Annotated in this window: 39 protein-coding genes; 37 read left to right on the forward strand and 2 right to left on the reverse strand. The window is 61.8% G+C overall.

Annotation, left to right across the window (positions count from 1 at the left end; translation table 11 throughout):
• The 32 genes from RZR99_RS21825 to dsbD all read left to right on the forward strand — a co-directional run.
• Positions 1–77: EF-Tu C-terminal domain-related protein (locus RZR99_RS21825; protein WP_456061833.1), on the forward strand; the 77-nt coding region annotated here is incomplete at its 5' end.
• A gap of 132 nt (positions 78–209) precedes the next feature.
• Positions 210–521: a 30S ribosomal protein S10 gene (rpsJ, locus tag RZR99_RS21830; RefSeq protein ID WP_004199280.1), complete on the forward strand. Its 312-nt coding sequence runs from the start codon at positions 210–212 to the stop codon at positions 519–521.
• Positions 522–708: 187 nt separating this feature from the next.
• Positions 709–1,368 (forward strand): 50S ribosomal protein L3, encoded by a 660-nt coding sequence (rplC, locus tag RZR99_RS21835; RefSeq protein ID WP_323121863.1) that lies wholly within the window; start codon positions 709–711, stop codon positions 1,366–1,368.
• The gene (gene rplD / locus RZR99_RS21840) at positions 1,368–1,988 is read left to right on the forward strand and encodes a 50S ribosomal protein L4 (RefSeq protein ID WP_323121864.1); all 621 of its coding nucleotides are present in this window, start codon (positions 1,368–1,370) and stop codon (positions 1,986–1,988) included. The genes rplC and rplD overlap by 1 nt, the downstream gene beginning before the upstream one ends.
• A complete protein-coding gene (rplW, locus tag RZR99_RS21845) occupies positions 1,985–2,299 on the forward strand; it encodes a 50S ribosomal protein L23 (RefSeq protein WP_323121865.1) in 315 nt (104 codons plus the stop codon). Before rplD ends, rplW begins: the two co-directional genes overlap by 4 nt.
• A gap of 2 nt (positions 2,300–2,301) precedes the next feature.
• A complete protein-coding gene (gene rplB / locus RZR99_RS21850) occupies positions 2,302–3,129 on the forward strand; it encodes a 50S ribosomal protein L2 (protein WP_323121866.1) in 828 nt (275 codons plus the stop codon).
• A gap of 10 nt (positions 3,130–3,139) precedes the next feature.
• Positions 3,140–3,415 carry a 30S ribosomal protein S19 gene (rpsS, locus tag RZR99_RS21855; RefSeq protein ID WP_004199273.1) on the forward strand — a complete coding sequence of 92 codons (276 nt, stop codon included), beginning with the start codon at positions 3,140–3,142 and terminating at the stop codon, positions 3,413–3,415.
• A gap of 12 nt (positions 3,416–3,427) precedes the next feature.
• Positions 3,428–3,757: a 50S ribosomal protein L22 gene (rplV, locus tag RZR99_RS21860; RefSeq protein ID WP_007730533.1), complete on the forward strand. Its 330-nt coding sequence runs from the start codon at positions 3,428–3,430 to the stop codon at positions 3,755–3,757.
• Between the two features lie 11 nt (positions 3,758–3,768).
• The gene (rpsC, locus tag RZR99_RS21865; RefSeq protein WP_323121867.1) at positions 3,769–4,566 is read left to right on the forward strand and encodes a 30S ribosomal protein S3; all 798 of its coding nucleotides are present in this window, start codon (positions 3,769–3,771) and stop codon (positions 4,564–4,566) included.
• 2 nt (positions 4,567–4,568) lie between these two features.
• Positions 4,569–4,985: a 50S ribosomal protein L16 gene (rplP, locus tag RZR99_RS21870; protein ID WP_323121868.1), complete on the forward strand. Its 417-nt coding sequence runs from the start codon at positions 4,569–4,571 to the stop codon at positions 4,983–4,985.
• A gap of 9 nt (positions 4,986–4,994) precedes the next feature.
• Entirely contained in the window at positions 4,995–5,189 is a 195-nt protein-coding gene (gene rpmC / locus RZR99_RS21875; protein WP_004199856.1) for a 50S ribosomal protein L29, read from the forward strand.
• Positions 5,186–5,458, forward strand: a complete 273-nt coding sequence (gene rpsQ, locus RZR99_RS21880; RefSeq protein ID WP_323121869.1) for a 30S ribosomal protein S17 — start codon at positions 5,186–5,188, stop codon at positions 5,456–5,458. Before rpmC ends, rpsQ begins: the two co-directional genes overlap by 4 nt.
• Before the next feature lie 294 nt (positions 5,459–5,752).
• Positions 5,753–6,121 (forward strand): 50S ribosomal protein L14, encoded by a 369-nt coding sequence (gene rplN / locus RZR99_RS21885; protein WP_013696372.1) that lies wholly within the window; start codon positions 5,753–5,755, stop codon positions 6,119–6,121.
• Between the two features lie 9 nt (positions 6,122–6,130).
• The gene (rplX, locus tag RZR99_RS21890; protein ID WP_175222801.1) at positions 6,131–6,439 is read left to right on the forward strand and encodes a 50S ribosomal protein L24; all 309 of its coding nucleotides are present in this window, start codon (positions 6,131–6,133) and stop codon (positions 6,437–6,439) included.
• 17 nt (positions 6,440–6,456) lie between these two features.
• Complete coding sequence (gene rplE / locus RZR99_RS21895; RefSeq protein WP_004202757.1) at positions 6,457–6,996, forward strand: 50S ribosomal protein L5; 540 nt, start codon at positions 6,457–6,459, stop codon at positions 6,994–6,996.
• Positions 6,997–7,003: 7 nt separating this feature from the next.
• Entirely contained in the window at positions 7,004–7,309 is a 306-nt protein-coding gene (gene rpsN, locus RZR99_RS21900; RefSeq protein ID WP_323121870.1) for a 30S ribosomal protein S14, read from the forward strand.
• A gap of 14 nt (positions 7,310–7,323) precedes the next feature.
• Positions 7,324–7,719 carry a 30S ribosomal protein S8 gene (rpsH, locus tag RZR99_RS21905; protein ID WP_323121871.1) on the forward strand — a complete coding sequence of 132 codons (396 nt, stop codon included), beginning with the start codon at positions 7,324–7,326 and terminating at the stop codon, positions 7,717–7,719.
• Between the two features lie 18 nt (positions 7,720–7,737).
• Entirely contained in the window at positions 7,738–8,268 is a 531-nt protein-coding gene (gene rplF / locus RZR99_RS21910; RefSeq protein WP_323121872.1) for a 50S ribosomal protein L6, read from the forward strand.
• 12 nt (positions 8,269–8,280) lie between these two features.
• The gene (gene rplR / locus RZR99_RS21915; protein ID WP_323121873.1) at positions 8,281–8,646 is read left to right on the forward strand and encodes a 50S ribosomal protein L18; all 366 of its coding nucleotides are present in this window, start codon (positions 8,281–8,283) and stop codon (positions 8,644–8,646) included.
• Between the two features lie 14 nt (positions 8,647–8,660).
• Positions 8,661–9,179, forward strand: coding sequence for a 30S ribosomal protein S5 (gene rpsE / locus RZR99_RS21920; RefSeq protein ID WP_007180127.1), 519 nt, complete (start codon positions 8,661–8,663; stop codon positions 9,177–9,179).
• 15 nt (positions 9,180–9,194) lie between these two features.
• A complete protein-coding gene (gene rpmD, locus RZR99_RS21925; RefSeq protein WP_010106952.1) occupies positions 9,195–9,377 on the forward strand; it encodes a 50S ribosomal protein L30 in 183 nt (60 codons plus the stop codon).
• A gap of 28 nt (positions 9,378–9,405) precedes the next feature.
• Positions 9,406–9,840, forward strand: coding sequence for a 50S ribosomal protein L15 (gene rplO / locus RZR99_RS21930; RefSeq protein WP_134197255.1), 435 nt, complete (start codon positions 9,406–9,408; stop codon positions 9,838–9,840).
• A 44-nt stretch (positions 9,841–9,884) separates the two neighbouring features.
• Complete coding sequence (secY, locus tag RZR99_RS21935; RefSeq protein WP_323121874.1) at positions 9,885–11,234, forward strand: preprotein translocase subunit SecY; 1,350 nt, start codon at positions 9,885–9,887, stop codon at positions 11,232–11,234.
• An 8-nt stretch (positions 11,235–11,242) separates the two neighbouring features.
• Positions 11,243–11,461: a translation initiation factor IF-1 gene (infA, locus tag RZR99_RS21940; RefSeq protein WP_004521905.1), complete on the forward strand. Its 219-nt coding sequence runs from the start codon at positions 11,243–11,245 to the stop codon at positions 11,459–11,461.
• Positions 11,462–11,481: 20 nt separating this feature from the next.
• Positions 11,482–11,598 (forward strand): 50S ribosomal protein L36, encoded by a 117-nt coding sequence (rpmJ, locus tag RZR99_RS21945; RefSeq protein WP_004199844.1) that lies wholly within the window; start codon positions 11,482–11,484, stop codon positions 11,596–11,598.
• 38 nt (positions 11,599–11,636) lie between these two features.
• A complete protein-coding gene (gene rpsM / locus RZR99_RS21950) occupies positions 11,637–12,002 on the forward strand; it encodes a 30S ribosomal protein S13 (RefSeq protein ID WP_323121875.1) in 366 nt (121 codons plus the stop codon).
• Between the two features lie 28 nt (positions 12,003–12,030).
• Positions 12,031–12,432: a 30S ribosomal protein S11 gene (gene rpsK / locus RZR99_RS21955; protein WP_010106947.1), complete on the forward strand. Its 402-nt coding sequence runs from the start codon at positions 12,031–12,033 to the stop codon at positions 12,430–12,432.
• Positions 12,433–12,571: 139 nt separating this feature from the next.
• Positions 12,572–13,195, forward strand: coding sequence for a 30S ribosomal protein S4 (gene rpsD, locus RZR99_RS21960; RefSeq protein WP_323121876.1), 624 nt, complete (start codon positions 12,572–12,574; stop codon positions 13,193–13,195).
• Between the two features lie 124 nt (positions 13,196–13,319).
• Positions 13,320–14,297 (forward strand): DNA-directed RNA polymerase subunit alpha, encoded by a 978-nt coding sequence (locus tag RZR99_RS21965; protein ID WP_323121877.1) that lies wholly within the window; start codon positions 13,320–13,322, stop codon positions 14,295–14,297.
• A gap of 140 nt (positions 14,298–14,437) precedes the next feature.
• Positions 14,438–14,833 carry a 50S ribosomal protein L17 gene (gene rplQ / locus RZR99_RS21970; protein WP_323121878.1) on the forward strand — a complete coding sequence of 132 codons (396 nt, stop codon included), beginning with the start codon at positions 14,438–14,440 and terminating at the stop codon, positions 14,831–14,833.
• Between the two features lie 166 nt (positions 14,834–14,999).
• A complete protein-coding gene (gene cutA / locus RZR99_RS21975) occupies positions 15,000–15,326 on the forward strand; it encodes a divalent-cation tolerance protein CutA (protein WP_323121879.1) in 327 nt (108 codons plus the stop codon).
• A gap of 33 nt (positions 15,327–15,359) precedes the next feature.
• Entirely contained in the window at positions 15,360–17,327 is a 1,968-nt protein-coding gene (gene dsbD, locus RZR99_RS21980) for a protein-disulfide reductase DsbD (RefSeq protein WP_323121880.1), read from the forward strand.
• 107 nt (positions 17,328–17,434) lie between these two features.
• On the opposite strand, the gene hemB is transcribed toward dsbD, so the two are convergent.
• Positions 17,435–18,433, reverse strand: a complete 999-nt coding sequence (hemB, locus tag RZR99_RS21985; RefSeq protein WP_323121881.1) for a porphobilinogen synthase — start codon at positions 18,431–18,433, stop codon at positions 17,435–17,437.
• Between the two features lie 247 nt (positions 18,434–18,680).
• Positions 18,681–19,340: a ribosome biogenesis GTP-binding protein YihA/YsxC gene (gene yihA / locus RZR99_RS21990; protein ID WP_323121996.1), complete on the reverse strand. Its 660-nt coding sequence runs from the start codon at positions 19,338–19,340 to the stop codon at positions 18,681–18,683.
• Positions 19,341–19,552: 212 nt separating this feature from the next.
• On the opposite strand from yihA, the gene RZR99_RS21995 reads away from it, so the two are divergent.
• From RZR99_RS21995 to msrQ, 5 genes are all read left to right on the forward strand, one after another.
• The gene (locus RZR99_RS21995) at positions 19,553–20,206 is read left to right on the forward strand and encodes a c-type cytochrome (RefSeq protein WP_323121882.1); all 654 of its coding nucleotides are present in this window, start codon (positions 19,553–19,555) and stop codon (positions 20,204–20,206) included.
• 128 nt (positions 20,207–20,334) lie between these two features.
• On the forward strand, positions 20,335–22,530 hold the full coding sequence (locus tag RZR99_RS22000; RefSeq protein WP_323121883.1) for a cytochrome c biogenesis protein ResB: 2,196 nt from the start codon (positions 20,335–20,337) through the stop codon (positions 22,528–22,530).
• A 4-nt stretch (positions 22,531–22,534) separates the two neighbouring features.
• Entirely contained in the window at positions 22,535–23,719 is a 1,185-nt protein-coding gene (gene ccsB / locus RZR99_RS22005; protein WP_323121884.1) for a c-type cytochrome biogenesis protein CcsB, read from the forward strand.
• A gap of 163 nt (positions 23,720–23,882) precedes the next feature.
• Positions 23,883–24,878 (forward strand): protein-methionine-sulfoxide reductase catalytic subunit MsrP, encoded by a 996-nt coding sequence (msrP, locus tag RZR99_RS22010; protein WP_323121885.1) that lies wholly within the window; start codon positions 23,883–23,885, stop codon positions 24,876–24,878.
• Positions 24,879–24,887: 9 nt separating this feature from the next.
• Complete coding sequence (gene msrQ, locus RZR99_RS22015) at positions 24,888–25,565, forward strand: protein-methionine-sulfoxide reductase heme-binding subunit MsrQ (RefSeq protein WP_323121886.1); 678 nt, start codon at positions 24,888–24,890, stop codon at positions 25,563–25,565.
• Positions 25,566–25,634: the final 69 nt, after the last annotated feature.

Here is a 25,634-nt window from a genome sequence, read left to right on the forward strand (position 1 = left end):
AAGAAGGTCTGCGCTTCGCCATCCGTGAAGGCGGTCGTACCGTCGGCGCCGGCGTCGTCGCCAAGGTCATCGAGTAATTTCGACGATCGGCCGTTTGTAGTAATATTCAGCGCCCGGGGCCGGGCGCCTGCGCTCAGCAGATGTCCGGCCTCACGTTCTTTTTATGATCTGGCGATGCAATATCGCCTCGCTCTTTTCAAGGAATCGTCATGCAGCAACAGAAAATCCGCATTCGCCTGAAGGCCTTCGACTATCGTCTGATCGATCAATCGGCTGCCGAAATCGTCGACACGGCAAAGCGGACTGGTGCAATCGTCCGTGGCCCGGTGCCGCTGCCGACTCGCATCCAGCGTTTCGACATCCTCCGTTCGCCGCACGTCAACAAGACGTCGCGCGATCAGCTCGAAATCCGCACCCACCAGCGCCTGATGGACATCGTCGATCCGACCGACAAGACGGTCGACGCGCTGATGAAGCTCGATCTGCCGGCAGGCGTCGACGTGGAGATCAAGCTGCAGTAAGGCTTCCAGCGTTTTTGCCTCGGCAGACAACGCTAAGTCTTTGATTGCTTGCGAAAAACGAAAAGCCTCGCTATAATGCAAGGCTTTTCGCGTATTAGCGTAAAAAAGCTGGTTGGTCTGCGTCGCCGCAGGCCCTGGCGTTTTGTAAATTAGCCCCGACCAATCGCAGTCGGGAATGGAGAAAACGATGAGCCTTGGACTCGTAGGTCGCAAGGTTGGCATGACCCGTATTTTCACGGCTGAAGGGGATTCGATTCCCGTCACCGTGCTGGACGTGTCGGACAACCGCGTGACGCAGATCAAGACTGTTGAAACCGACGGCTACACGGCCGTTCAGGTTGCATTCGGCTCCCGCCGCGCCTCGCGCGTGACGAAGCCGCTGGCAGGTCATCTCGCCAAAGCCGGTGTCGAAGCCGGTGAAGTCCTCAAAGAATTCCGCATCGATGCCGCCAAGGCTGCCGAGCTGTCGAACGGCGCAGTGGTGGGTCCGGATCTTTTCGAAGTAGGCCAGAAGGTCGACGTGCAAGGCGTGTCGATCGGTAAGGGCTACGCCGGTACGATCAAGCGTTACAACTTCTCCTCCGGCCGTGCCACGCACGGTAACTCGCGCTCGCACAACGTGCCGGGTTCGATCGGTATGGCGCAGGATCCGGGTCGTGTGTTCCCGGGCAAGCGCATGACCGGTCACATGGGTGATGAGACGGTGACGGTGCAAAACCTCGAAATCGCTCGTATCGACGCTGACCGCAAGCTGCTGCTCGTCAAGGGTGCAGTTCCGGGTGCGAAGGGCGGCAAGGTTTTCGTGACGCCGGCCGTGAAGACGCGTGCCGTGAAGGGGGCGAAATAATGGAACTCAAGCTCCTGAATGCCAATGGTCAGGAAGGTTCGGTGGTTAACGCGTCGGACGTCGTGTTCGGCCGTGACTACAACGAAGCGCTGATCCATCAGGTCGTGGTGGCTTACCAGGCGAACGCTCGCCAGGGTAACCGCGCGCAGAAGGATCGCGAGCAAGTCAAGCACACCACCAAGAAGCCGTGGCGCCAGAAGGGTACGGGCCGTGCTCGTGCCGGTATGTCGTCGAGCCCGCTGTGGCGTGGCGGTGGTCGGATTTTCCCGAACTCGCCGGACGAAAACTTCTCGCACAAGGTCAACAAGAAGATGCATCGCGCAGGTCTCTGCTCGATCTTCTCGCAGTTGGCTCGCGAAGGCCGTCTGTCGGTGGTCGAGGACATCGTCCTCGAGGCGCCGAAGACCAAGCTGCTGGCTGAAAAATTCAAGGCCATGGGTCTCGAGTCCGTGTTGATCATTACCGACACGGTTGACGAGAACCTGTACCTCGCGTCGCGCAATCTGCCGCATGTGGCAGTTGTCGAGCCGCGCTACGCTGACCCGCTGTCGCTGATCTACTTCAAGAAAGTGCTGGTCACGAAGGCTGCGGTCGCCCAGATCGAGGAGTTGCTGTCATGAGCGAGATTCGCAAGAACGATCATCGTTTGATGCAGGTCCTGCTCGCGCCGGTGGTCTCCGAAAAGGCGACGCTGGTTGCCGACAAGAACGAGCAGGTCGTGTTCGAAGTCGCACCGGATGCCACGAAGCAGGAAGTGAAGGCAGCGGTCGAGCTGCTGTTCAAGGTGGAAGTTAATTCCGTCAACGTGCTGGTTCAGAAGGGCAAGCAAAAGCGCTTTGGCCGTTCGATGGGCCGCCGCAAGGACGTGAAGAAAGCCTACGTGTGCCTGAAGCCCGGCCAGGAAATCAACTTTGAAGCGGAGGCCAAGTAATCATGGCAATCGTTAAAGTTAAGCCGACTTCGCCGGGTCGCCGCGCGATGGTCAAGGTGGTCAACAAGGATCTGTACAAGGGCAAGCCGTTCGCGGCGCTGCTCGACACGCAGAGCTCGACCGCCGGCCGTAACAACAACGGCCGCATCACCACGCGCCATAAGGGCGGTGGTCACAAGCAGCACTATCGTGTCGTCGATTTCCGTCGCACGAAGGATGGCATTCCGGCAAAGGTCGAGCGTCTCGAATACGACCCGAACCGCAGCGCGAACATCGCTCTGGTGCTTTACGCCGACGGTGAACGTCGCTACATCATTGCTCCGAAGGGTCTGACCGTCGGCCAGCAACTGATGTCCGGTTCGGAAGCGCCGATCCGCGCAGGCAACACGCTGCCGATTCGCAACATTCCGGTCGGTACGACGATCCACTGCATCGAGATGCTGCCGGGCAAGGGCGCGCAAATGGCGCGTTCGGCCGGTACGTCGGCCATGCTGCTGGCGCGCGAAGGCGTCTACGCGCAGGTTCGTCTGCGTTCGGGCGAAATCCGCCGCGTGCACATCGAGTGCCGTGCAACGATTGGTGAAGTCGGTAACGAAGAGCACAGCCTCCGCCAGATCGGCAAGGCTGGCGCGAACCGCTGGCGCGGCATCCGCCCGACGGTCCGAGGCGTTGCGATGAACCCGGTCGACCACCCGCACGGTGGTGGTGAGGGCAAGACGGCTGCAGGTCGTGACCCGGTGAGCCCGTGGGGTACGCCGGCTAAGGGTTACCGCACCCGCAGCAACAAGCGCACGACGACGATGATCGTCCAGCGCCGTCACAAGCGTTAAGGAGTAGGCAATGGCACGTTCTGTTAAAAAAGGTCCGTTCTGCGACGCCCATTTGCTGAAGAAAGTTGAGGCGGCTGCAGCTTCGCGTGACAAGAAGCCGATCAAGACCTGGTCGCGTCGTTCGACGATCCTCCCGGACTTCATCGGTCTGACGATCGCCGTGCATAACGGCCGTCAACACGTTCCGGTGTACATCTCGGAAAACATGGTCGGCCACAAGCTTGGCGAGTTTGCATTGACCCGTACGTTCAAGGGTCACGCAGCCGACAAGAAGGCCAAGAAATAAGGGGCTATCAAGATGGAAGTGAAAGCAATTCATCGCGGTGCCCGCATCTCGGCGCAGAAGACGCGCCTTGTGGCTGACCAGATCCGCGGTTTGCCGGTCGACAAGGCGCTGAACGTTCTGACGTTCTCGCCGAAGAAGGCGGCTGGCATCGTGAAGAAGGTCGTGCTGTCGGCGATCGCGAATGCGGAGCACAACGAAGGCGCCGATATCGACGAGCTCAAGATCACGAGCATCTACGTCGACAAGGCTGCATCGCTCAAGCGTTTTACCGCGCGCGCCAAAGGCCGCGGTAACCGCATTGAGAAGCAATCCTGTCACATCACTGTGACGGTCGGGAATTAAGGGGTCATACGATGGGACAGAAAATTCATCCGACTGGCTTCCGTTTGGCCGTCAGCCGCAATTGGGCTTCGCGTTGGTACGCGAACAACAACAATTTTGCGGCGATGTTGCAGGAAGACATCGGTGTCCGTGAATACCTGAAGAAGAAGCTGAAGAACGCTTCGGTTGGCCGCGTCGTCATCGAGCGTCCGGCGAAGAACGCGCGCATCACGATTTACAGCTCGCGTCCGGGTGTGGTCATCGGCAAGAAGGGCGAGGATATCGAACAGCTGAAGACGGAGCTGCAACGCCGCATGGGCGTGCCGGTTCACGTCAACATCGAAGAAATCCGCAAGCCGGAAACCGATGCGCAACTGATCGCCGATTCGATCACGCAACAGCTCGAGCGCCGGATCATGTTCCGCCGCGCGATGAAGCGTGCGATGCAAAACGCCATGCGTCTGGGTGCTCAAGGCATCAAGATCATGAGCGCAGGCCGTTTGAACGGCATCGAAATCGCCCGTACGGAGTGGTATCGCGAAGGTCGCGTTCCGCTTCACACGCTGCGTGCTGATATCGACTACGCGACTTCGGAAGCGAAGACGACGTACGGCATCATCGGCGTCAAGGTGTGGGTGTACAAGGGCGACACGCTCGGCCGCAACGATGCGCCGGTCGTGGAAGAAGTTGCCGAAGACAAGCGTCCGCGTCGCAACGCACGCCCGGGCGATCGTCGCCCGCGTCGTGATGGCGAAGGCGGTGCTCCCGGTGCTCGTCGTGGCGCACCGCGTCGCGCAGCGAAGCCGGAAGACGGCAAGACTGGAGAATAACGATGCTGCAACCGAAACGCAGGAAGTATCGCAAGGAGCAGAAGGGCCGTAACACCGGCAAGGCGACGCGCGGCAACGCAGTGTCGTTCGGTGAGTACGGTCTGAAGGCGATCGGTCGCGGTCGTTTGACCGCACGTCAAATTGAAGCGGCGCGTCGTGCCATGACGCGTCACATCAAGCGTGGTGGCCGCATCTGGATTCGCATTTTCCCGGACAAGCCGATTTCGCAGAAGCCGGCCGAAGTGCGGATGGGTAATGGTAAGGGTAACCCTGAGTACTACGTCGCCGAGATTCAACCGGGCAAGATGCTGTACGAAATGGATGGCGTAACCGAAGAACTGGCACGCGAAGCGTTCCGTCTGGCTGCAGCGAAGCTGCCGCTGAAGACGACGTTCATCGTGCGTCAGCTCGGCGCCTAAGGAGAAAACATGAAGGCTTCCGAACTTCTCCAGAAAGATCAGGCCGCGCTCAACAAGGAGCTGTCGGACCTGTTGAAGGCGCAATTCGGCCTGCGCATGCAACTCGCGACCCAGCAGCTCACGAACACGAGCCAGCTGAAGAAGGTTCGTCGCGACATCGCACGTGTGCGGACCGTCCTGACTCAGAAGGCGAACCAGAAATGAACGATAGCGTGAAAACCTCGCTGAAGCGGACGCTGGTCGGTAAGGTCGTCAGCAACAAGATGGACAAGACCGTTACCGTGCTGGTCGAGCACCGCGTCAAGCACCCGATCTACGGCAAGTATGTCGTGCGCTCGAAGAAGTACCACGCGCATGATGAAGCGAACACGTGCAACGAAGGCGATCTCGTCGAAATCCAGGAAACCCGTCCTGTTTCGAAGACGAAGGCCTGGGCCGTGTCGCGTCTCGTCGAAGCTGCCCGCATCATCTGAGCGGAAAAGCGACAAAGCAGTAGAAGTAGTTGAAATCGCAAAGTTTTTGCTTGCGTGACCGGGGTTATTTGTTATAATCCCGGTCTTCCCTCGTTATGGGAGCCCCGTCGCGGGCGAAATTGGTGGGGGAAGCGGATAGGCGTTCAGCCTGCTCCGAGGATTCACCGAATTGCGATGGCGGGTTTCGTTTGCCGTCGCTGCTGTTCAAACCCAAGCAGCCGATTGGCTGACGGGACCAAGACTGACCGGGTGCGCCATGGTGGTGCGACCGGATTAAGTTGGGAAAGACAAACCATGATCCAGACCGAATCTCGGCTTGAAGTGGCCGACAACACGGGTGCGCGTGAAGTCATGTGCATCAAGGTGCTCGGCGGCTCGAAGCGTCGTTATGCCAGCATTGGCGACATCATCAAGGTGACCGTCAAAGAGGCAACGCCGCGCGGGCGTGTGAAGAAAGGCGAAATCTACAACGCCGTGGTGGTTCGCACCGCCAAGGGCGTCCGTCGTCAAGACGGTTCGCTGATCAAGTTCGACGGCAACGCCGCTGTGCTTTTGAATAACAAGCTCGAGCCTATCGGCACCCGTATTTTCGGGCCGGTCACGCGTGAGCTGCGTAGCGAACGATTCATGAAGATCGTTTCGCTGGCGCCGGAAGTGCTGTAAGGAGTCGCGATGAACAAGATTCGCAAGGGTGACGAAATCATCGTCGTTACCGGCAAAGACAAAGGCAAGCGCGGTGTCGTGCTGGCCGTCGGTGCGGAGCATGTGACGGTCGAGGGCATCAACCTCGTCAAGAAGCATGTGAAGCCGAACCCGATGAAGGGTACGACGGGCGGCGTGGAAGCGAAGACGATGCCGTTGCATATTTCGAACGTCGCACTGGTCGACGCGAATGGCAAAGCTTCGCGTGTTGGCATCAAGGTCGAGGAAGGCAAGAAGGTTCGCTTCCTGAAGACGACCGGTGCCGTGCTGAGCGCCTGACGCAGCGGAGTATAGAAATGGCTCGTTTTCAAGAGTTTTACAAAGAGAAGGTTGTTCCCGGCCTGATCGAGAAGTTCGGCTACAAGTCGGTCATGGAAGTGCCGCGCATCACCAAGATCACCCTGAACATGGGTCTTGGCGAAGCCGTCGCTGACAAGAAGATCATCGAAAACGCGGTTGGCGACCTGACCAAGATTGCCGGTCAGAAGCCGGTCGTGACGAAGGCTCGCAAGGCAATCGCTGGCTTCAAGATCCGTCAGGGTTACCCGATCGGTGCGATGGTCACGCTGCGCGGCCGCGCGATGTACGAATTTCTCGATCGTTTCGTGACGGTTGCCCTGCCCCGCGTGCGCGATTTCCGCGGCGTGTCGGGTCGTGCTTTCGACGGTCGCGGCAACTACAACATCGGTGTGAAAGAGCAGATCATTTTCCCCGAAATCGATTACGACAAGATCGACGCGCTGCGTGGGCTGAACATCAGCATCACGACGACCGCGAAGACCGACGACGAAGCGAAGGCTCTGCTCGCCAGCTTCAAGTTCCCGTTCAGAAACTGAGGTTACCGTGGCTAAACTGGCACTGATCGAACGTGAAAAGAAGCGTGCTCGTCTCGCGCAAAAGTACGCTCCCAAGCGTGCTGAGCTGAAGGCGATCATCGATGACGAGAGCAAGTCGGACGAAGAGCGTTATGCCGCTCGTCTCGAACTGCAACAATTGCCGCGTAATTCGAACCCGACCCGCAAGCGTAATCGCTGCGCGATCACGGGCCGTCCGCGTGGCACGTTCCGTAAATTCGGCCTCGCGCGTAACAAGATTCGTGAAATCGCGTTCCGCGGTGAGATTCCTGGCCTGACCAAGGCGAGCTGGTAATAGGAGAAACGTAAATGAGCATGAGTGATCCTATCGCCGATATGCTGACCCGCATCCGCAACGCGCAGATGGTGGAGAAGGTTTCGGTGTCGATGCCCTCGTCGAAAGTCAAGATTGCGATCGCGCAAGTCCTGAAGGACGAAGGTTATATCGACGATTTCGCCGTGAAGGCGGAAGGTGCGAAGGCTGAATTGAATATCGCGCTGAAGTACTACGCCGGCCGTCCGGTTATCGAACGCCTCGAGCGCGTGTCGAAGCCTGGCCTGCGCGTGTACCGCGGCCGTAACGACATTCCGCAGGTCATGAATGGCCTGGGTGTGGCTATCGTGTCGACGCCGAAGGGCGTGATGACCGACCGCAAGGCGCGCGCTACCGGCGTCGGCGGCGAAGTCATCTGCTACGTCGCTTAACCGAAAGGAGAGAGGAACATGTCTCGAGTAGGTAAGAGCCCGATCGCGCTGCAAGGCGCGGAAGTCAAGCTGGCCGACGGTAACATCACCGTCAAGGGTCCGCTGGGCACGATTTCGCAAGCGGTGAATCCGCTTGTGGCCGTGGCGAACGACAACGGCACGCTGAATCTGGCGCCGGTCGACGATAGCCGCGAAGCAAATGCACTGTCGGGCACGATGCGCGCGCTGATCGCGAACATGGTGCACGGCGTGACCAAGGGTTTCGAGCGCAAGCTGACGCTGGTTGGCGTCGGTTACCGTGCGCAAGCGCAAGGCGACAAGCTGAATCTGTCGCTGGGTTTCTCGCACCCGGTGGTGCACCAGATGCCGGAAGGCATCAAGGCTGAAACCCCGACGCAAACCGAAATCGTGATCAAGGGGATCAACAAGCAACAAGTCGGCCAGGTCGCTGCGGAAGTGCGCGGCTACCGTCCGCCCGAGCCCTACAAGGGCAAGGGTGTGCGCTACGCCGACGAGGTTGTGATCCTCAAAGAAACGAAGAAGAAGTAAGGGTGCGCAATCATGGATAAGACTCAATCTCGCCTGCGCCGCGCTCGCCAGACGCGTATCAAGATCGCCGAGTTGCAGGTCGCGCGTCTCGCCGTGCATCGCACGAACACGCACATCTACGCTCAGGTGTTCTCGCCTTGCGGCACGAAAGTGCTCGCCAGCGCGTCGACGCTCGAAGCCGAAGTGCGCGCTCAGCTTGCCGACCAGTCGGGCAAGGGTGGCAACGTTAATGCTGCGACGCTGATCGGCAAGCGTATTGCCGAGAAGGCCAAGGCCGCCGGCATCGAATCCGTCGCCTTCGACCGCTCGGGCTTCCGCTACCATGGCCGCGTGAAAGCGCTGGCTGAGGCAGCTCGTGAAGCTGGGCTCAAGTTCTAAGGAAGGAATTCGTCATGGCAAAGATGCAAGCGAAAGTTCAGGCTGACGAGCGCGACGACGGCCTTCGCGAAAAGATGATTTCGGTCAACCGCGTGACCAAGGTCGTGAAGGGTGGCCGGATTCTCGGCTTCGCCGCACTGACCGTGGTCGGCGACGGCGATGGCCGGATCGGTATGGGCAAGGGCAAGGCCAAGGAAGTACCGGTCGCTGTCCAGAAGGCAATGGAACAAGCTCGCCGCAACATGTTCAAGGTGCCGCTCAAGAACGGCACGCTGCAACACGAAGTGCACGGCAAGCACGGCGCATCGGCAGTCCTCCTCGCCCCGGCGAAGGACGGTACTGGCGTGATCGCCGGCGGCCCGATGCGCGCGGTGTTCGACGTGATGGGCGTTCAGAACGTCGTGGCGAAGAGCCACGGTTCGACGAATCCGTACAACCTCGTTCGTGCAACGCTCGACGGTCTGCGCAAGCAGTCGACGCCGGGTGATATCGCGGCGAAGCGCGGCAAGTCCGTCGAAGATATTTTGGGCTAAGCCCAGGTGGTCACCATGTCTGAAAAAACTGTCAAGGTTCAGCTCGTCAAGAGCCTGATTGGGACCCGCGAAACGCACCGCGCCACCGTGCGCGGTCTGGGTCTGCGTCGACTCAATTCGGTCAGCGAGCTGCAGGATACGCCGGCGGTGCGCGGCATGATCAACAAGGTCTCGTACCTCGTCAAGGTCATCGGTTAAGCCGCCGACTACGGATCAAGGAGTTGATATGGAATTGAATAACCTGAAGCCGGCAGAAGGCGCGAAGCACGCAAAGCGTCGCGTCGGCCGCGGCATCGGTTCTGGTCTGGGCAAGACGGCCGGCCGGGGTCACAAGGGTCAGAAATCGCGTTCGGGCGGCTTCCACAAGGTCGGCTTCGAAGGCGGTCAGATGCCGCTGCAACGGCGTCTGCCGAAGCGCGGCTTCACGTCGCTGACGAAGGAATTCGTCGGTGAAGTGCGTCTGGGCGACCTCGAAAAGCTGCCGGTCGACGAGATCGATCTGCTCGCACTGAAGCAAGCCGGCCTGGTCGGCGAGCTGACGCGCAGCGCGAAGATCATCGCGACGGGCGAACTGAAGCGCAAGATCGTCGTGAAGGGTCTCGGCGCCACCAAGGGTGCGCGCGCGGCGATCGAAGCGGCCGGCGGTTCGTTTGCCGAGTGACACGCAAGGCGTGCCGTCACTAGCATTTGCATCGGAGAAGGTACTTGGCTAACAGCCCGAGTCTCGCAAAACCCGGTCGAAGCACGGCGAAGTTCGGCGATCTGCGCCGGCGTGCAATGTTCTTGCTGCTGGCGCTGATCGTCTACCGTATCGGCGCGCATATCCCGGTGCCGGGCATCGATCCTGATGAACTGGCGAAGCTGTTCCAGAGCCAGGCGGGCGGCATCCTGGGCATGTTCAACATGTTCTCGGGTGGCGCGTTGTCCCGCTTCACGATCTTCGCGCTGGGGATCATGCCGTACATTTCGGCGTCGATCATCATGCAGCTGCTGGCGATCGTTTCGCCGCAGCTGGAAGCGTTGAAGAAGGAAGGGCAGGCCGGACAACGGAAGATCACGCAGTACACACGGATCTTTACCGTCGTGCTCGCGACCTTCCAGGCGTTCGGTATCGCCGCCGCATTGGAAAACCAACCGGGGCTCGTCACCGATCCCGGCATGGTGTTCCGTCTGACCACGGTCGTTACGCTGGTGACGGGCACGATGTTCCTGATGTGGCTGGGCGAGCAGATCACCGAACGGGGTCTGGGTAACGGTATCTCGATCATCATCTTCGGCGGGATCGCAGCTGGGTTCCCGAATGCCGTGGGTGGGTTGTTCGAGCTGGTGCGTACAGGTTCGATGAGCATCATTTCGGCGATCATCATCGTCGTCCTGATTGGTGCCGTGACTTACCTGGTCGTGTTCATCGAACGCGGTCAGCGCAAGATCCTCGTGAACTACGCGAAGCGCCAGGTCGGCAACAAGATTTACGGTGGGCAGTCGTCGCACCTGCCGTTGAAGTTGAACATGTCGGGCGTGATCCCGCCGATCTTCGCATCGTCGATCATTCTGTTCCCGGCAACCATCCTGAGCTGGTTCAGCTCGGGTGAACGTAAGAGCTGGTTCTCCGACACGCTCCATAACGTGTCGGAAGCACTGAAGCCGGGTCAACCGGTGTACGTGCTGCTGTACACGCTGGCGATCGTGTTTTTCTGCTTCTTCTACACCGCACTGGTGTTCAACAGCAGGGAAACTGCGGACAACCTGAAGAAAAGCGGCGCCTTCGTTCCTGGCATTCGCCCGGGCGACCAAACCGCGCGATATATTGACCGTATCCTCACGCGTCTGACGCTGGCCGGTGCGATCTATATCGTCTTCGTATGTCTGCTGCCGGAATTTCTGGTGCTGCGCTGGAATGTGCCGTTCTACTTCGGTGGTACGTCACTGCTGATCATTGTCGTCGTCACAATGGACTTCATGGCGCAGGTGCAGTCGTACGTTATGTCGCAACAGTATGAGTCGCTGCTGAAGAAAGCCAATTTCAAAGGCGGCGGCAACATCCCAATGCGTTGAAAGGACTTATGGCCAAAGACGATGTGATCCAGATGCAGGGTGAGGTGATCGAAAACCTTCCGAATGCGACCTTCCGGGTGAAGCTGGAAAACGGCCATGTCGTATTGGGACATATCTCCGGGAAGATGCGGATGCACTACATCCGGATCCTTCCGGGCGACAAGGTGACGGTTGAGTTGACGCCTTACGATCTGTCGCGTGCGCGGATCGTCTTCCGGGCGAAGTGATTTGAAAAAAGGGTAATATCATGAAAGTGATGGCATCGGTTAAGCGCATTTGCCGCAATTGCAAGATCATCAAGCGCAAGGGCGTGGTTCGCGTGATCTGCAGTTCGGATCCGCGCCATAAGCAGCGTCAAGGCTGACCGCGCGTTTGTTTGCGCTTTTTGTTTGAGGAAAAACAATGGCTCGTATCGCAGGGGTTAACATCCCGAATCACCAGCATACCGAAATCGGCCTGACGGCGATCTTCGGTATCGGCCGTACGCGCGCGCGCAGCATCTGCGCGTCGTCTGGCGTGGCTGTCTCGAAGAAGGTCAAGGATCTGACCGACGCAGACCTCGAAAAGCTGCGTGAAGAAGTAGGCAAGTTTGTCGTCGAAGGCGATCTTCGCCGTGAAGTGACGATGAACATCAAGCGCCTGATGGATCTCGGCTGCTACCGCGGCGTGCGTCATCGTAAGGGTCTGCCGATGCGTGGCCAGCGTACCCGTACGAACGCCCGTACTCGCAAGGGTCCGCGTCGTGCAGCGCAAGCGCTGAAGAAATAAGCGGCACTGACAGTTACAGGAAAACGTAATGGCTAAGGCTTCCAACTCGGCGGCGCAACGCGTTCGCAAGAAGGTAAAGAAGAACGTTGCTGAAGGCGTGGTTCACGTTCACGCGTCGTTCAACAACACGATCATCACGATCACCGATCGCCAAGGCAATGCGCTGGCGTGGGCGACGTCGGGCGGTCAGGGCTTCAAGGGCTCGCGCAAATCGACGCCGTTCGCTGCTCAGGTCGCCGCCGAGTCGGCCGGTCGCGTGGCGATGGAATACGGTGTGAAGAATCTGGAAGTGCGGATCAAGGGCCCGGGCCCGGGTCGCGAATCGGCAGTGCGCGCACTGCACGGTCTCGGCATCAAGATCACCGCGATTTCGGATGTGACGCCGATTCCGCATAACGGCTGCCGTCCGCCGAAGCGTCGCCGCATCTAACCATGCGCTGGCGCAATGCCTGTCGCCGCTCAGCGTCGACGGGCAGTGCTTTTTTGATTGACTAAGCCCACCGTTCGCCCCAAAGGGTGCGAACTAGCGCGGATGCAACTCCGCGTGACGTTAGATAAAGGAATGCAACGTGGCACGTTATACCGGCCCCAAGGCCAAGCTGTCCCGCCGTGAAGGCACCGACCTCTTCCTGAAGAGCGCACGCCGCTCGCTCGCCGACAAGTGCAAGCTCGACAGCAAGCCGGGTCAGCACGGCCGCATCTCCGGTGCGCGCACGTCCGACTACGGTACGCAGCTGCGTGAAAAGCAGAAGGTCAAGCGTATCTACGGTGTGCTCGAGCGTCAGTTCCGCCGTTACTTCGCCGATGCAGACCGCCGCAAGGGCAACACGGGTGAAAACCTGCTGCAACTGCTCGAGTCGCGTCTCGACAACGTCGTGTACCGCATGGGCTTCGGCTCGACCCGCGCTGAAGCGCGTCAGCTCGTGGGCCACAAGGCCATCACGCTGAATGGCGTCGTCGCGAACATCCCGTCGCAGCAAGTGAAGCCGGGCGACGTGATCTCGATTCGCGAGAAGTCGAAGAAGCAGGCGCGTATCGTCGAAGCGCTGTCGCTGGCCGAGCAAGGCGGCATGCCGAGCTGGGTCGCGGTCGATGCGAAGAAGTTCGAAGGCACGTTCAAGCAAGTGCCGGAGCGCGCCGACATCGCGGGCGACATCAACGAAAGCCTGATCGTCGAATTGTATTCGCGTTAAACCGATTGATGGCCGAGGCATCCTGATTGCGTTGCGCAAGGCAGGGCCTCGGCTGTTTATTTTCAGGTTGTTACCGGTCAGCCTTATCGGTGTAACGAGCCGAGGGTATTGAAAAGGAAAACCTATGCAAACCAGTTTGTTGAAACCCAAGATCATCGCCGTGGAATCGCTGGGCGAGAACCATGCGAAAGTGGTCATGGAGCCGTTCGAACGCGGCTATGGCCATACCTTGGGCAATGCGCTCCGCCGCGTGCTGCTGTCGTCGATGCTCGGCTATGCGCCGACCGAAGTGACGATCGCGGGCGTGGTGCACGAGTATTCGACGCTTGATGGTGTGCAAGAGGACGTCGTCAACCTGCTGCTGAACCTGAAGGGCGTGGTGTTCAAGCTGCATAACCGCGACGAAGTCACGGTGACGCTGCGCAAGGAAGGCGAAGGCGTCGTGACCGCGGGCGATATCGAGCTCGCGCACGACTGCGAAGTCATCAACCCGAATCACGTGATCGCGCATCTGTCGAAGGGCGGCAAGCTCGACGTCCAGATCAAGATCGAGAAGGGCCGCGGCTATGTGCCGGGCAACGTGCGCCGCTACGGCGAGGAAACGGCCAAGATCATCGGCCGGATCGTGCTGGATGCGTCGTTCTCGCCGGTTCGCCGCGTGAGCTACGCCGTTGAAAGCGCCCGCGTCGAGCAACGTACCGACCTCGACAAGCTCGTGATGAACATCGAAACGAGCGGCGTGATCACCCCGGAAGAAGCGATCCGCCAGTCGGCCCGCATCTTGGTCGATCAGCTGTCGGTGTTCGCTGCGCTGGAAGGCACGGAAACGGCTGCGGAAGCACCGTCGCGCGCGCCGCAGATCGATCCGATCCTGCTGCGTCCGGTGGATGACCTCGAACTGACGGTGCGTTCGGCGAACTGCCTGAAGGCCGAGAACATCTACTACATCGGCGACCTGATCCAGCGCACGGAAAACGAGCTGCTGAAGACGCCGAATCTCGGCCGCAAGTCGCTGAACGAGATCAAGGAAGTGCTCGCTTCGCGCGGTCTTACGCTGGGCATGAAGCTCGAAAACTGGCCGCCGGCTGGTCTCGACAAGTAATTCCCGGTTGTAGCTGTAGCTGGTCAAGATGCGGATTTTCCTTTAAAATCCGCATCTTGCTTTTTTCGTTACCGGCCCGTGCGCCTGATGTCAGGCGCGATAGAAGAGCTGGATCAAAACTTTGAATCAAGGAAACTGAAATGCGCCATCGTCATGGTCTGCGGAAACTGAACCGCACGAGCAGCCACCGTCTGGCTATGCTCCGTAACATGTCCAACTCGCTGATCGAGCACGAAGTCATCAAGACGACGCTGCCGAAAGCCAAGGAACTCCGCAAGGTCGTCGAGCCCCTCATCACGCTCGGCAAGAAGCCGTCGCTGGCGAATCGCCGTCTGGCGTTCAACCGCCTGCGCGATCGTGACATGGTCACGAAGCTGTTCGACGTGCTCGGCCCGCGCTTTGCAAACCGTCCGGGTGGCTACCTGCGCATCCTGAAGTTCGGTTTCCGCGTCGGCGACAACGCGCCGATGGCACTGGTCGAACTGCTCGACCGTCCGGAAGTCGACGAAACGGAAAACGTCCAAGAAGCCGAATAAGCGCTTCTTCACGACACATCATGAAAGGGCCGAGCATTTGCTTGGCCCTTTTTGTTTTGGGCACGCGTGCCGTGTGCCCGATTGTCGCGGTAGCGTGCTCGGCGAGCATCGCGCGCGTGCGATACGATGTCACGTTTCAACCCGGATTCCATCGGAGGGCGCGCGGATGGTAGTGATTCTGATGCTGACGACGGTACCCGATGGGGCGACCGCGCGTGCGCTGGCCGATGGCGCGCTGGCCGCGCGGTTGGCCGCCTGCGTGTCCGAACTCGGCACGGTCCGCTCGAGCTATCACTGGCAGGGCAAGATCGAGACGGGTGAGGAGATCCAACTGCTATTCAAGACCAGCGCGGTTCGCGCGCTGGAGCTCGAGCGCTACATCCAGGCGCATCATCCCTACGACACGCCGGAAATCCTGTCATGGCAGGCGGCCGCGTCGGTTGCCTACGGCCAATGGGTCGCCACCGAAACTCAACGTCTATTTCATGTTTAATCGCACTTCGATCCGCGCCCTGCACGGCGCGCGATGCCTGCTTGCCTGTTTCGTCCTGCTCGGCATGCTGCTGGGCTTGTCGTCCGCCGCGCGCGCGGCGGACGACAAGCCCAGCAGCATGCCGAGCAGGACGAAACAGGCAAGCAGGCCACCCGCGCCCTGCACGGCGCGCGATGCCTGCTTGCCTGTTTCGTCCTGCTCGGCATGCTGCTGGGCTTGTCGTCCGCCGCGCGCGCGGCGGACGATTTCCTCGATCCGGCGGTCGCGTTCAAGTTCAGCTCAAGCGAGGCGCCGGGGCAGATCGATCTTCACTACAAGATCGCCGACGGCTACTACATGTATCGCGAGCGCTTCATCATCGCGGTGAAGAGCGGCACGGCGACCCTCGGCGAACCGCAGATGCCCGCCGGCCACGTGAAGTTCGATCAGACCTTCCAGAAGGATGTCGAGACCTACCGCGGCGATCTGGTCATCCATGTGCCCGTCAAGCAGGCGTCTGGGCCGTTCGAGTTGTCGGTGACGTCGCAAGGGTGCGCGGACGAAGGCATCTGCTATCCGCCTGCCGAGCACGTCGTGCGGATCGAGGGCGCCGCGCTGGGTGCTCCCGCCGCGTCGCCCGCGGTTGTCGGTGCCGGTACGGTCGCTGGCGCCGGATCTGCCGACGAGGGCAGCTGGTACGAGCGCGTGACGAGCGCCGACTACGCGCAATCGCTGCTCGCGGGCCATGGCTTCCTGACGATCATCGCGCTCTATTTCGTCGCCGGCATGGTGCTGAGCCTGCTGCCCTGTTCGTATCCGATGATTCCGATTCTGTCGGCGATCATCATCGGCGAAGGCACGAAGGCGACGCGCTCGCGCAGCTTCGCGCTGTCGCTGACTTACGTGATCGGCATGGCACTTGTCTACACGGTGCTCGGCATCGCGGCGGCGCTGGTCGGGCAGAGCCTCGGCGCGTGGCTGCAGAATCCCTGGGTGCTGGGCGCATTCGGCGTGCTGCTCACCGCGTTCGCGCTGACGCTGATCGGCGGCGTCGATCTCGTCCTGCCGCAACGCTGGCAGGACAGCGCATCGCAGGCGTCGAGCCGGCGCTCGGGCGGACGCTTCGCCGCGGTGGCGGTGATGGGCGCGCTGTCCGCGCTGGTCGTGGGCGCGTGCATGACCGCGCCGCTGTTTGCCGTGCTGGCGTTCATCGCGCATACCGGCAACGCGTTCCTTGGGGGCGCCGCGCTGTTCGCGATGGGGCTGGGGCTCGGCGTGCCGCTGCTGATCATCGGTCTTGGCGCGGGCACGCTGCTGCCGCGTGCGGGTGCATGGATGGACGGCGTCAAGGTGTTCTTCGGCGTGGTCCTGCTCGCGGCGGCGCTGTGGATCGTCTGGCCGGTGCTGGGCACGGTGCTGCAGATGGGACTGGGCGCGCTGTGGCTGCTGGTTGCGGCGGCCGCACTCGGCCTGTTTTCTCCGGCGGGTTCTCCGTCGATCTGGCGGCGACTCGGTCGCGGCATCGGCGCGGCGCTCGCGATCTGGGCCGCGACGCTGCTCGTCGGCCTGGCGGCCGGTTCGTCGGATCCGCTGCGCCCGCTTGCGGTGCTGGCCGCGCGCGCGACGCCGGGTGGTGCCTCGGCAGCGGCCGGCGCGCACGAAGGTCTGATGTTCGCGCGGGTTCGTTCCAGCGATGAGCTCGACCAGATCCTCAAGACCGCGACGCAGCCGGTGATGCTCGACTTCTACGCGGACTGGTGCGTGAGCTGCAAGGAGATGGAGCATTTCACGTTCACCGATTCGCGCGTTGCCGCCCGGCTCGCGCAGATGCAACTGGTGCGTGCGGACGTCACCGCGAACAATGCGGACGATCAGGCATTGCTGAAACGCTTCAACTTGTTCGGGCCGCCCGGCATCATCATTTTCCGGAACGGGCAGGAGATCGGCCGGGTGGTCGGCTACCAGGCCGCCGACCGATTTCTGCGCAGCCTCGATCGCGCCGAGCCGCCCGCGTCGTCGTAGCCGGTGCGCGGCACCCGCGGCAAGCGGCGGAAAGGAAAAACGGCGAGGTCCGCAATGCGTCTCGCCGTTTTTGTGTGCGCGCCGATTCGGCGCCATGGGGTTGCCGCTTACTTTTGAGCGCGCAGCAGCCGTGCAGCGTCCAACGCGAAGTACGTGAGGATGCCGTCAGCGCCGGCGCGCTTGAACGCGAGCAGCGATTCGAGCACGACCTTGTCGTGGTCGAGCCAGCCGTTCTGCGCCGCGGCCTTCAGCATCGCGTATTCGCCGCTGACCTGATACACGTAGGTCGGGAAGCGGAATTCGTCTTTCACGCGACGCAAGATATCGAGGTACGGCATGCCGGGTTTCACCATCACCATGTCCGCGCCTTCCTCGATGTCGAGCCGCACTTCGCGCAGCGCTTCGTCGCTGTTGGCCGGGTCCATCTGGTAGGTCATCTTGTTGCCCTTGCCGAGATTCGATGCGGAGCCGACCGCGTCGCGGAACGGACCGTAGAAGGCGGAGGCGAATTTCGCCGAATACGCCATGATGCGCGTATGGATGTAGCCTTCGCTCTCGAGCATCTCGCGAATCGCGCCGATGCGGCCGTCCATCATGTCGGACGGCGCGACGATGTCGACCCCCGCTTCCGCTTGCGCGCGCGCCTGCTCGATCAGGATCTCGACCGTTTCGTCGTTGATCACGTAGCCGGCTTCGTCCAGCACGCCGTCCTGGCCGTGGCTCGTGTACGGATCGAGCGCGACATCGGTCAGTACGCCGAGCTCTGGGAAGCGCTGCTTCAGCTCGCGCACCGCCCGCGGAATCAGCCCTTCCGGATTGGCCGCTTCACGTCCGTCGGGGGTCTTCAGCGACGGCTCGATCGCGGGGAACAGCGACAGCACGGGCACGCCCAGCTCGACGCATTGTTCGGCGACACCCATCAGCAAATCGACCGACACGCGCTCGACGCCCGGCATCGACGGCACGGCCTGGCGTTCGCCGGTGCCTTCGACGACGAACACCGGATAGATCAGGTCGTTGGTGGTGAGGATGTTTTCGCGCATCAGGCGGCGCGAGAAGTCGTCGCGTCGCATGCGGCGCGGGCGGTGCAGAGGATGGATGCTCATGGCGAAATGGGAGGAATCCGGTCTAAAAGGGAGCTTACGGTTCCCTTCGGTAATTATTTGAGACAATGGTATATGATAGCGATCGAGCGGCGCGCGTTGCGCGACGTTCCCCGCTTCTCCTCCCTGAGCGGGTGCCTGTCGTTTTTCGATTAGGCTGTTTGACCCGCCGTTCAACGGCGGGTTTTTTTATGTGCCCATCGAATGGCAGTAGCCGTCAGGTGCGCGCCCCGAAGGGCGTGGTGCGCGGTTATTGTGCTACAGCGTCGCCTTCTTCGCTGGCGGCGGACGGTCGCAGCCAGCTCTCGATCAGCGTGTGCGCCTCGTCGAGGCCGGTGCGCTTCAGCGCCGAAAACAGCTGCACGGTGAGCTCCCCGGCGTAGCCGGCGGCGCGATACGCATCGAGTTCCTTCTTGGTCGCGCGCAACGCATTGATGCTTTCCTGGCGCGTCAATTTGTCGCATTTGGTCAGCAGCGTGTGGATCGGTTTGCCGGTGGGCGCGAACCACTCGACCATGCGCCGGTCGAGTTCGGTGAGCGGCCGGCGCGAATCCATCATCAGAATCATGCCGCGCAACTGCGGCCGGGTCTTCAAATAACTCGACAGCAGCGCCTCCCAGTGGGCTTTCGCGGCCCCCGGCACCTCGGCGTAGCCGTAGCCCGGCAAGTCGACCAGGTTCGCGACGGGCTCCGCCTCCGGACCGACCGAGAAATAGTTGATGTGCTGGGTGCGACCGGGCGTCTTCGACGCGAAAGCGAGGCGCTTCTGATTGCAAAGGATATTGATCGCCGTCGATTTGCCCGCATTCGAGCGTCCGGCGAAGGCGATCTCCGGCTGCACCGTGGGCGGCAGGTCGCGCAGGTGGTTGACGGTCGTATAGAAGCGGGCTTGATGGAGCAGGAAGGCCATGGGAGCGGGGGGAGGGGCGGCACGGGCCGCGCGGTGGAGGCGGGACAGCTCCGAGGTAGCCCGGATAGCCGGCGGAGCTTTCATCGCGATATTGTACAATACGGCGGTTTTACCGAGGCCAGTAGAGTCCGCGCAGGCGCTTCTGCGGTAGACTGGTTACCGTCGTTTTTTGCAGAACCTCTAATTCCCACAAGACGAAACAGGGTGTGCGAATGAATCGACTGTGCAAGTCTCTGATGGTGCTTCAGGTTGCAGCAGGGTTCGTTGGTTTGATGGCAGAAGCAAAGGCGGCGGACGCGGCCAAGCCGGATCTGGACCGCGGCAAGGCGATCGCCGGCCAGGTCTGCGCGTCGTGTCATGGCGTCGACGGCAACAGTGCGACGGGCGCGTTCCCCAAGCTTGCCGGCCAGCATCCCGAGTATCTGGTCAAGCAGTTGAACGATTTCAAGACGCAACCGGGCGCGAAGGGGCCGGTGCGCCACAATGCCGTGATGGTCGGTTTTGCCGGCGCGCTGAACGAGCAGGACATGCGCAACGTCGCCGCCTATTACGGGTCGCAGACGGCCAAGCCGGGCACGGCGCGCAACGCGGCCACCGTGCCTGTCGGCCAGAAGATCTACCGCGGCGGCATCGCTGAAAAGGGCGTGCCGGCCTGCGCAAGCTGCCACGGGCCGACGGGGCAGGGGATTCCGATTCAGTATCCCCGTTTGTCGGGGCAGTGGGCGGATTACACCGTCGCCCAGTTGACCGCGTTCCAGCAGGGCGCTGGCGCTCGCAACAACAACGAGCCGATGCATCAGATCGCATCGCGCCTGTCGGACAGCGAGGTGAAGGCCGTGGCCGATTACATCGCCGGCCTGCGCTGAACGCGATTCGCGAGTCGAATGGAGATAGCCGGCTGCCATCTGGCCCGTCGGCGGCAAGAACAAGAAAAGGGTGGGGCGCCGCTGTCCAGCGGCCGCCTTGCCCTTTTTTGTTGTCAGTCGGAGTTTGAATGAGCGTTACCACATCGGGGTTGCAGTCGAAGTCGGGCCAGCGAGCCGCGAAGCGCGCGGTCGAATTGCTGAGTTCGATGCGCTTCGCCATTGCGTTGCTGGTGGTCCTGTCGATCGCGAGCATCATCGGCACCGTCCTCACGCAGGATGACCCGTATCCGAACTACGTGAACCAGTTCGGCCCCTTCTGGGCCGACATCTTCCGCTCGCTGGGCCTGTACAACGTGTACAGCGCGTGGTGGTTCATGCTGATCCTGATCTTCCTCGTCGTATCGATCTCGCTGTGCGTGATCCGCAATGCGCCGAAGATGCTGGCCGACGCGAAAAGCTGGAAGGACAAGGTGCGCGAAGGCAGCCTGCGCGCGTTCCATCACAAGGCCGAATTCGCGGTGCACGGCGCGCGCGCCCGCACCGCGCAGACGCTCGCGGCATTCGTGACGAAGGCGGGCTACAAGCACGTCGTGCGCGAATCGGACGGCGCGACGCTGATCGCGGCGAAGCGCGGCGCGCTGACGAAGTTCGGCTACATCTCCGCGCACGTGGCGATCGTCGTGATCTGCATCGGCGGCTTGCTCGACAGCAACCTGCCGATCAAATTCCAGATGTGGATGTTCGGCAAGAGCCCCGTCAACACGAGCGCGACGATCAGCGAGATCTCGGCCGATCACCGCCTGTCCGCATCGAATCCGACGTTCCGCGGCTATGCGTGGGTGCCGGAAGGCCAGTTCGTGTCGACGGCCATCCTCAACCAGCCGAACGGCTCGCTGATTCAGGATCTGCCGTTCTCGATCCAGCTCAACAAGTTCATCGTCGACTACTACTCGACGGGCATGCCGAAACTGTTCGCCAGCGACATCGTCGTGATCGATCGCGAGACGGGGCAGAAGATTCCGGCGCGCGTCGAGGTGAACAAGCCGTTCACGTACAAGGGCGTGTCGATCTATCAGTCGAGCTTCCAGGACGGCGGCTCGCTGATGGAGATGACCGCCTATCCGATGACGGGCGACAGCCTCAAGACCTTCCCGTTCAAGGGCGCAATCGGCAATGCCGTGCCGCTGCCGGGCCCGGACGGGGATACGGTCGAGTTTTCCGACTTCCGCGCGATCAACGTCGAGAACATCTCGGACGCCAGCGGCAAGACCGACACGCGCGGCGTCGCGACGACCCGCACGCTGCGCGAAGCATTCGACGAGCGGCTCGGTTCCGGCGCGAAGACCTCGAAGCCGCTCGACCTGCACAACGTCGGGCCGTCGGTGCAATACAAGGTGCGCGGCAAGGACGGCCAGGCGCGCGAGTTCAACAACTACATGCTGCCCGTCGACGTGAGCGGCGACCGGATGTTCCTCGCCGGCGTGCGCGCGAGCCCGAACGATCCGTTCCGCTACCTGCGGATCCCGGCCGACAGCCAGGACTCGCTCGGCGAGTGGATGCGCCTGCGCGCCGCGCTCGAGGATCCTGCCGTACGGACCGAGGCGGCTCACCGCTTTGCGCAGCGTTCGCTGTCGGGCGCCGAGGCGGGATTGCGTGAACGCCTGAACGATAGCGCGTTGCGGGTTTTGACCCTGTTCGCTGCGGACGACAGCAGCATCGGCGTCGGCCCGGACGGCAAGACGATGGGCGGCTTCCAGGCGGTCGCGACGTTCATCGACCGCTCGGTGCCGAAGGCCGAGCAGGAGAAGGCGGCCGGACTGCTGCTGCGCATGCTGGAAGGCTCGATGTGGGAGGTCTGGCAAATCTCGCGCGAGCGCGCGAACGAGCCCGCCGTTCAGCAGAGCGCCGATACGGTCCGCTTCGTCCAGAATGCGATCAACGCGCTGTCGGACAGTTTTCTGTACGGCGCGCCGGTCTATTTGCAGCTCGATTCCTTCAAGCAGGTGCAAGCTTCGGTATTCCAGCTGACGCGCGCACCCGGCAAAAATCTGGTGTATCTTGGCAGCCTGCTGCTGGTGCTGGGCATCTTCTCGATGTTCTATGTGCGCGAACGGCGGCTGTGGTTCTGGCTCAAGGATACGAGCGCGGGCGTCAGCGTGGTGATGGCGATGTCCACCGCACGCAAGACCTTCGATTTCGAGAAAGAGTTCGTGCAGACGCGCGATGCGGCGGGCGCCGTATTGGGTGTCGCACCAGGCGACGCCGGCGGCGCGCCTGCTGCCCGAGCGCCCGACGGCGCCGGTTCCGAGGAATCCACCCGGTAATATCATGGATCTGACCCAAGTTTCTTCCTCCCCCTCTTCGCGAGCTCCGAGCGCGAATCCGCTCTTCGACGAGCGGCCGTTCATCCAGCGTCTGTCGCTGACCGACTGGATCTTCGCGCTGGCGTTGGTGGTCGGCGCGGGCTATGCGCTGATGCACTATCACGCGCACATGAACTACTACGACAAGGCGGTGCTGGTCGGCACGGTGCCCGCGCTCGTCGTGCTCGGCTGGCGCTGGAAGCCCGCGCGGCTGCTGATGGCGGCGATCGCCGCCGCGTCGCTGCTGTCGATCCAGATCTACCAGGGCGACCTGGCGCGTGCCGATTCGGCGTTCTTCCTCAAGTACTTCCTGTCGAGCCAGTCGGCGATTCTGTGGATGAGCGCGCTGTTCGTGCTGGCCACGGTGTTCTATTGGATCGGGATGCTGTCGCGCTCGGAGACGGGCAGCGCGATCGGCCAGAAGCTCACGTGGGCGGCCGTGCTGATGGGTTTCACCGGCCTGATGGTGCGCTGGTACGAGTCGTATCTGATCGGCGCGGACGTTGGCCATATCCCGGTGTCGAATCTGTATGAAGTGTTCGTGCTGTTCAGCCTGATCACCGCGCTGCTCTATCTGTATTACGAAGGCCACTACGGGACCCGCGCGCTCGGCGCGTTCGTACTGCTCGTGATCAGCGCGGCCGTGGGTTTCCTGATGTGGTACTCCATCGCGCGCGACGCGCAGCAGATCCAGCCGCTCGTGCCGGCGCTGCAAAGCTGGTGGATGAAGATCCACGTACCCGCGAACTTCATCGGCTACGGCAGCTTCGCGCTGTCGGCGATGGTGAGCGTCGCGTACCTGCTGAAGGAGCGCGGCGTGCTGGCCGACCGGCTGCCGGCGCTCGAGGTGTTGGACGACGTGATGTACAAGTCGATCGCAGTCGGCTTCGCGTTCTTCACGATCGCGACGATTCTCGGCGCGCTGTGGGCCGCCGAAGCGTGGGGCGGCTACTGGAGCTGGGATCCGAAGGAAACCTGGGCGCTGATCGTCTGGCTGAATTACGCGGCGTGGCTGCACATGCGTCTGATGAAGGGGCTGCGCGGCAGCGTTGCCGCATGGTGGGCGCTCACGGGCCTGCTCGTCACGACCTTCGCGTTCCTCGGCGTCAACATGTTCCTGTCGGGCCTGCATAGCTACGGCAAGTTGTAAGATCCGTCGCGCTCGACCGACCAAGAACCGCCGCCGCACTTCGTGCCCGGCGGTTTTTTCTTGCACGGCCGGGTTCGGCGTGACGCTGCAGAACGGCTGGCGCGAGAGTGGGTCGAACGCTCGACGAGGCAGTCCGCCGAACCGGGCAAAATGGAGCATCAGCATGTTGATCAAGCATACGCAGCGCTCGGCGATGGCCGGCGATGACATCCCCCGCAGCGAAATCACGCCGCAGGCCGTGTTCGAACAGCGCCGCCGGATCGTCCAGGCGGCGGGCGCCATGGCGGCCGGCGGCCTGCTCGGCGCGAGCGGGCGAGCGTTCGCCGCGTACGGTTCGCCGGACGCGAGCGCCCAGAAGCTCGCGGCGCGCACCAATCCGAAATTCGTCGTCGCCGATAAGGTCACGCCGTACAAGGACATCACCACCTACAACAACTTCTACGAATTCGGCACCGACAAGAGCGATCCCGCGCAGAACGCGAGCACGCTGCGTCCGAGGCCCTGGCGCGTGAGCGTCGAAGGCGCGGTGAAGAATCCGAAGGTCTACGATCTCGACGAACTGCTGAAGCTCGCGCCGCTGGAGGAGCGGGTGTACCGGTTGCGCTGCGTCGAAGGCTGGTCGATGGTGATTCCGTGGATCGGCGTGCCGCTCGCGGAGCTGATCAAGCGCGTGCAGCCGACCGGCAACGCGAAATACGTGCAGTTCATCACGCTCGCCGACCCGTCGCGGATGCCGGGGCTGGCGACGCCGATTCTCGACTGGCCGTACTCCGAGGGGCTGCGCCTCGATGAAGCGATGAATCCGTTGACGCTACTGACGATGGGCGTCTATGGCCAGGTGCTGCCCAACCAGAACGGCGCGCCGATCCGGATCGTCGTGCCGTGGAAATACGGCTTCAAGAGCGCGAAGTCGATCGTCAAGATCCGCTTCGTCGAGCAACAGCCGCCGACGAGCTGGAATAGCTATGCCCCGAAGGAATACGGCTTCTATTCGAACGTCAATCCGAATGTGGATCATCCGCGCTGGAGCCAGGCGACCGAGCGGCGCATCGGCGACGACGGTTTTTTCACGCCGAAGCGCAAGACGCTGATGTTCAACGGCTATGGGGAATGGGTCGCGTCGATGTATCAGGGCATGGACCTGAAGACATATTTCTGAGGGCGGCGCATGCAGAACGATATGCAACGGTCCGCGCTGGCGGACCCCGCTTCGCCCCGCCGCGCATCGGTACGTTCCGGCACGGCGCCGCGCTGGGTCGTGCCCGCGAAAATCGCGGTATTCGTCGCGTGCCTGTATCCGCTCGCCCGTGTCGTGCTGTTCGGCGCGACCGACCGGCTCGGCGCGAATCCGGTGGAATTCGTGACCCGCTCGACCGGCCTCTGGACGCTCGTGTTTCTGTGCATCACGTTGGCCGTCACGCCGCTGCGGCGTCTGACCGGCTATCCGGCACTGCTGCGATTCAGGCGCATGCTGGGGCTCTATGCGTTTTTCTACGCGACGCTCCACTTCACGACCTATCTCTGGTTCGATAAGTGGTTCGACATCCTGGCGATCGCGAAGGATGTGGTGAAGCGGCCGTTCATCACGGTGGGATTCGCCGCGTTCGTGTTGCTGATTCCGCTTGCCGCGACCTCGCCGCGCGCGATGGTGCGGCGTCTGGGGCGCCACTGGTCGACGCTGCACCAGACGATCTACGCGATCGCGCTGCTCGCCGTGCTGCATTTCTGGTGGATGAAGGCCGGCAAGCACGATCTCGCGCTGCCGAAGCTGTACGGCGCGATCGTGCTCGTGTTGCTTGGATGGCGGATGATCGGATGGGCGCGGCAGCGCACGCGGCGCATCTAGCGGCTACCGACGCGGCAATGAAAAAAGGCGATGACCTTGAGGGGCATCGCCTTTTCCTGTGCCGGCCGT

Origin of the sequence: Burkholderia alba, from assembly GCF_034721475.1 — a bacterium.
In the GTDB taxonomy this organism is placed as follows: Bacteria; Pseudomonadota; Gammaproteobacteria; order Burkholderiales; family Burkholderiaceae; genus Burkholderia; species Burkholderia alba.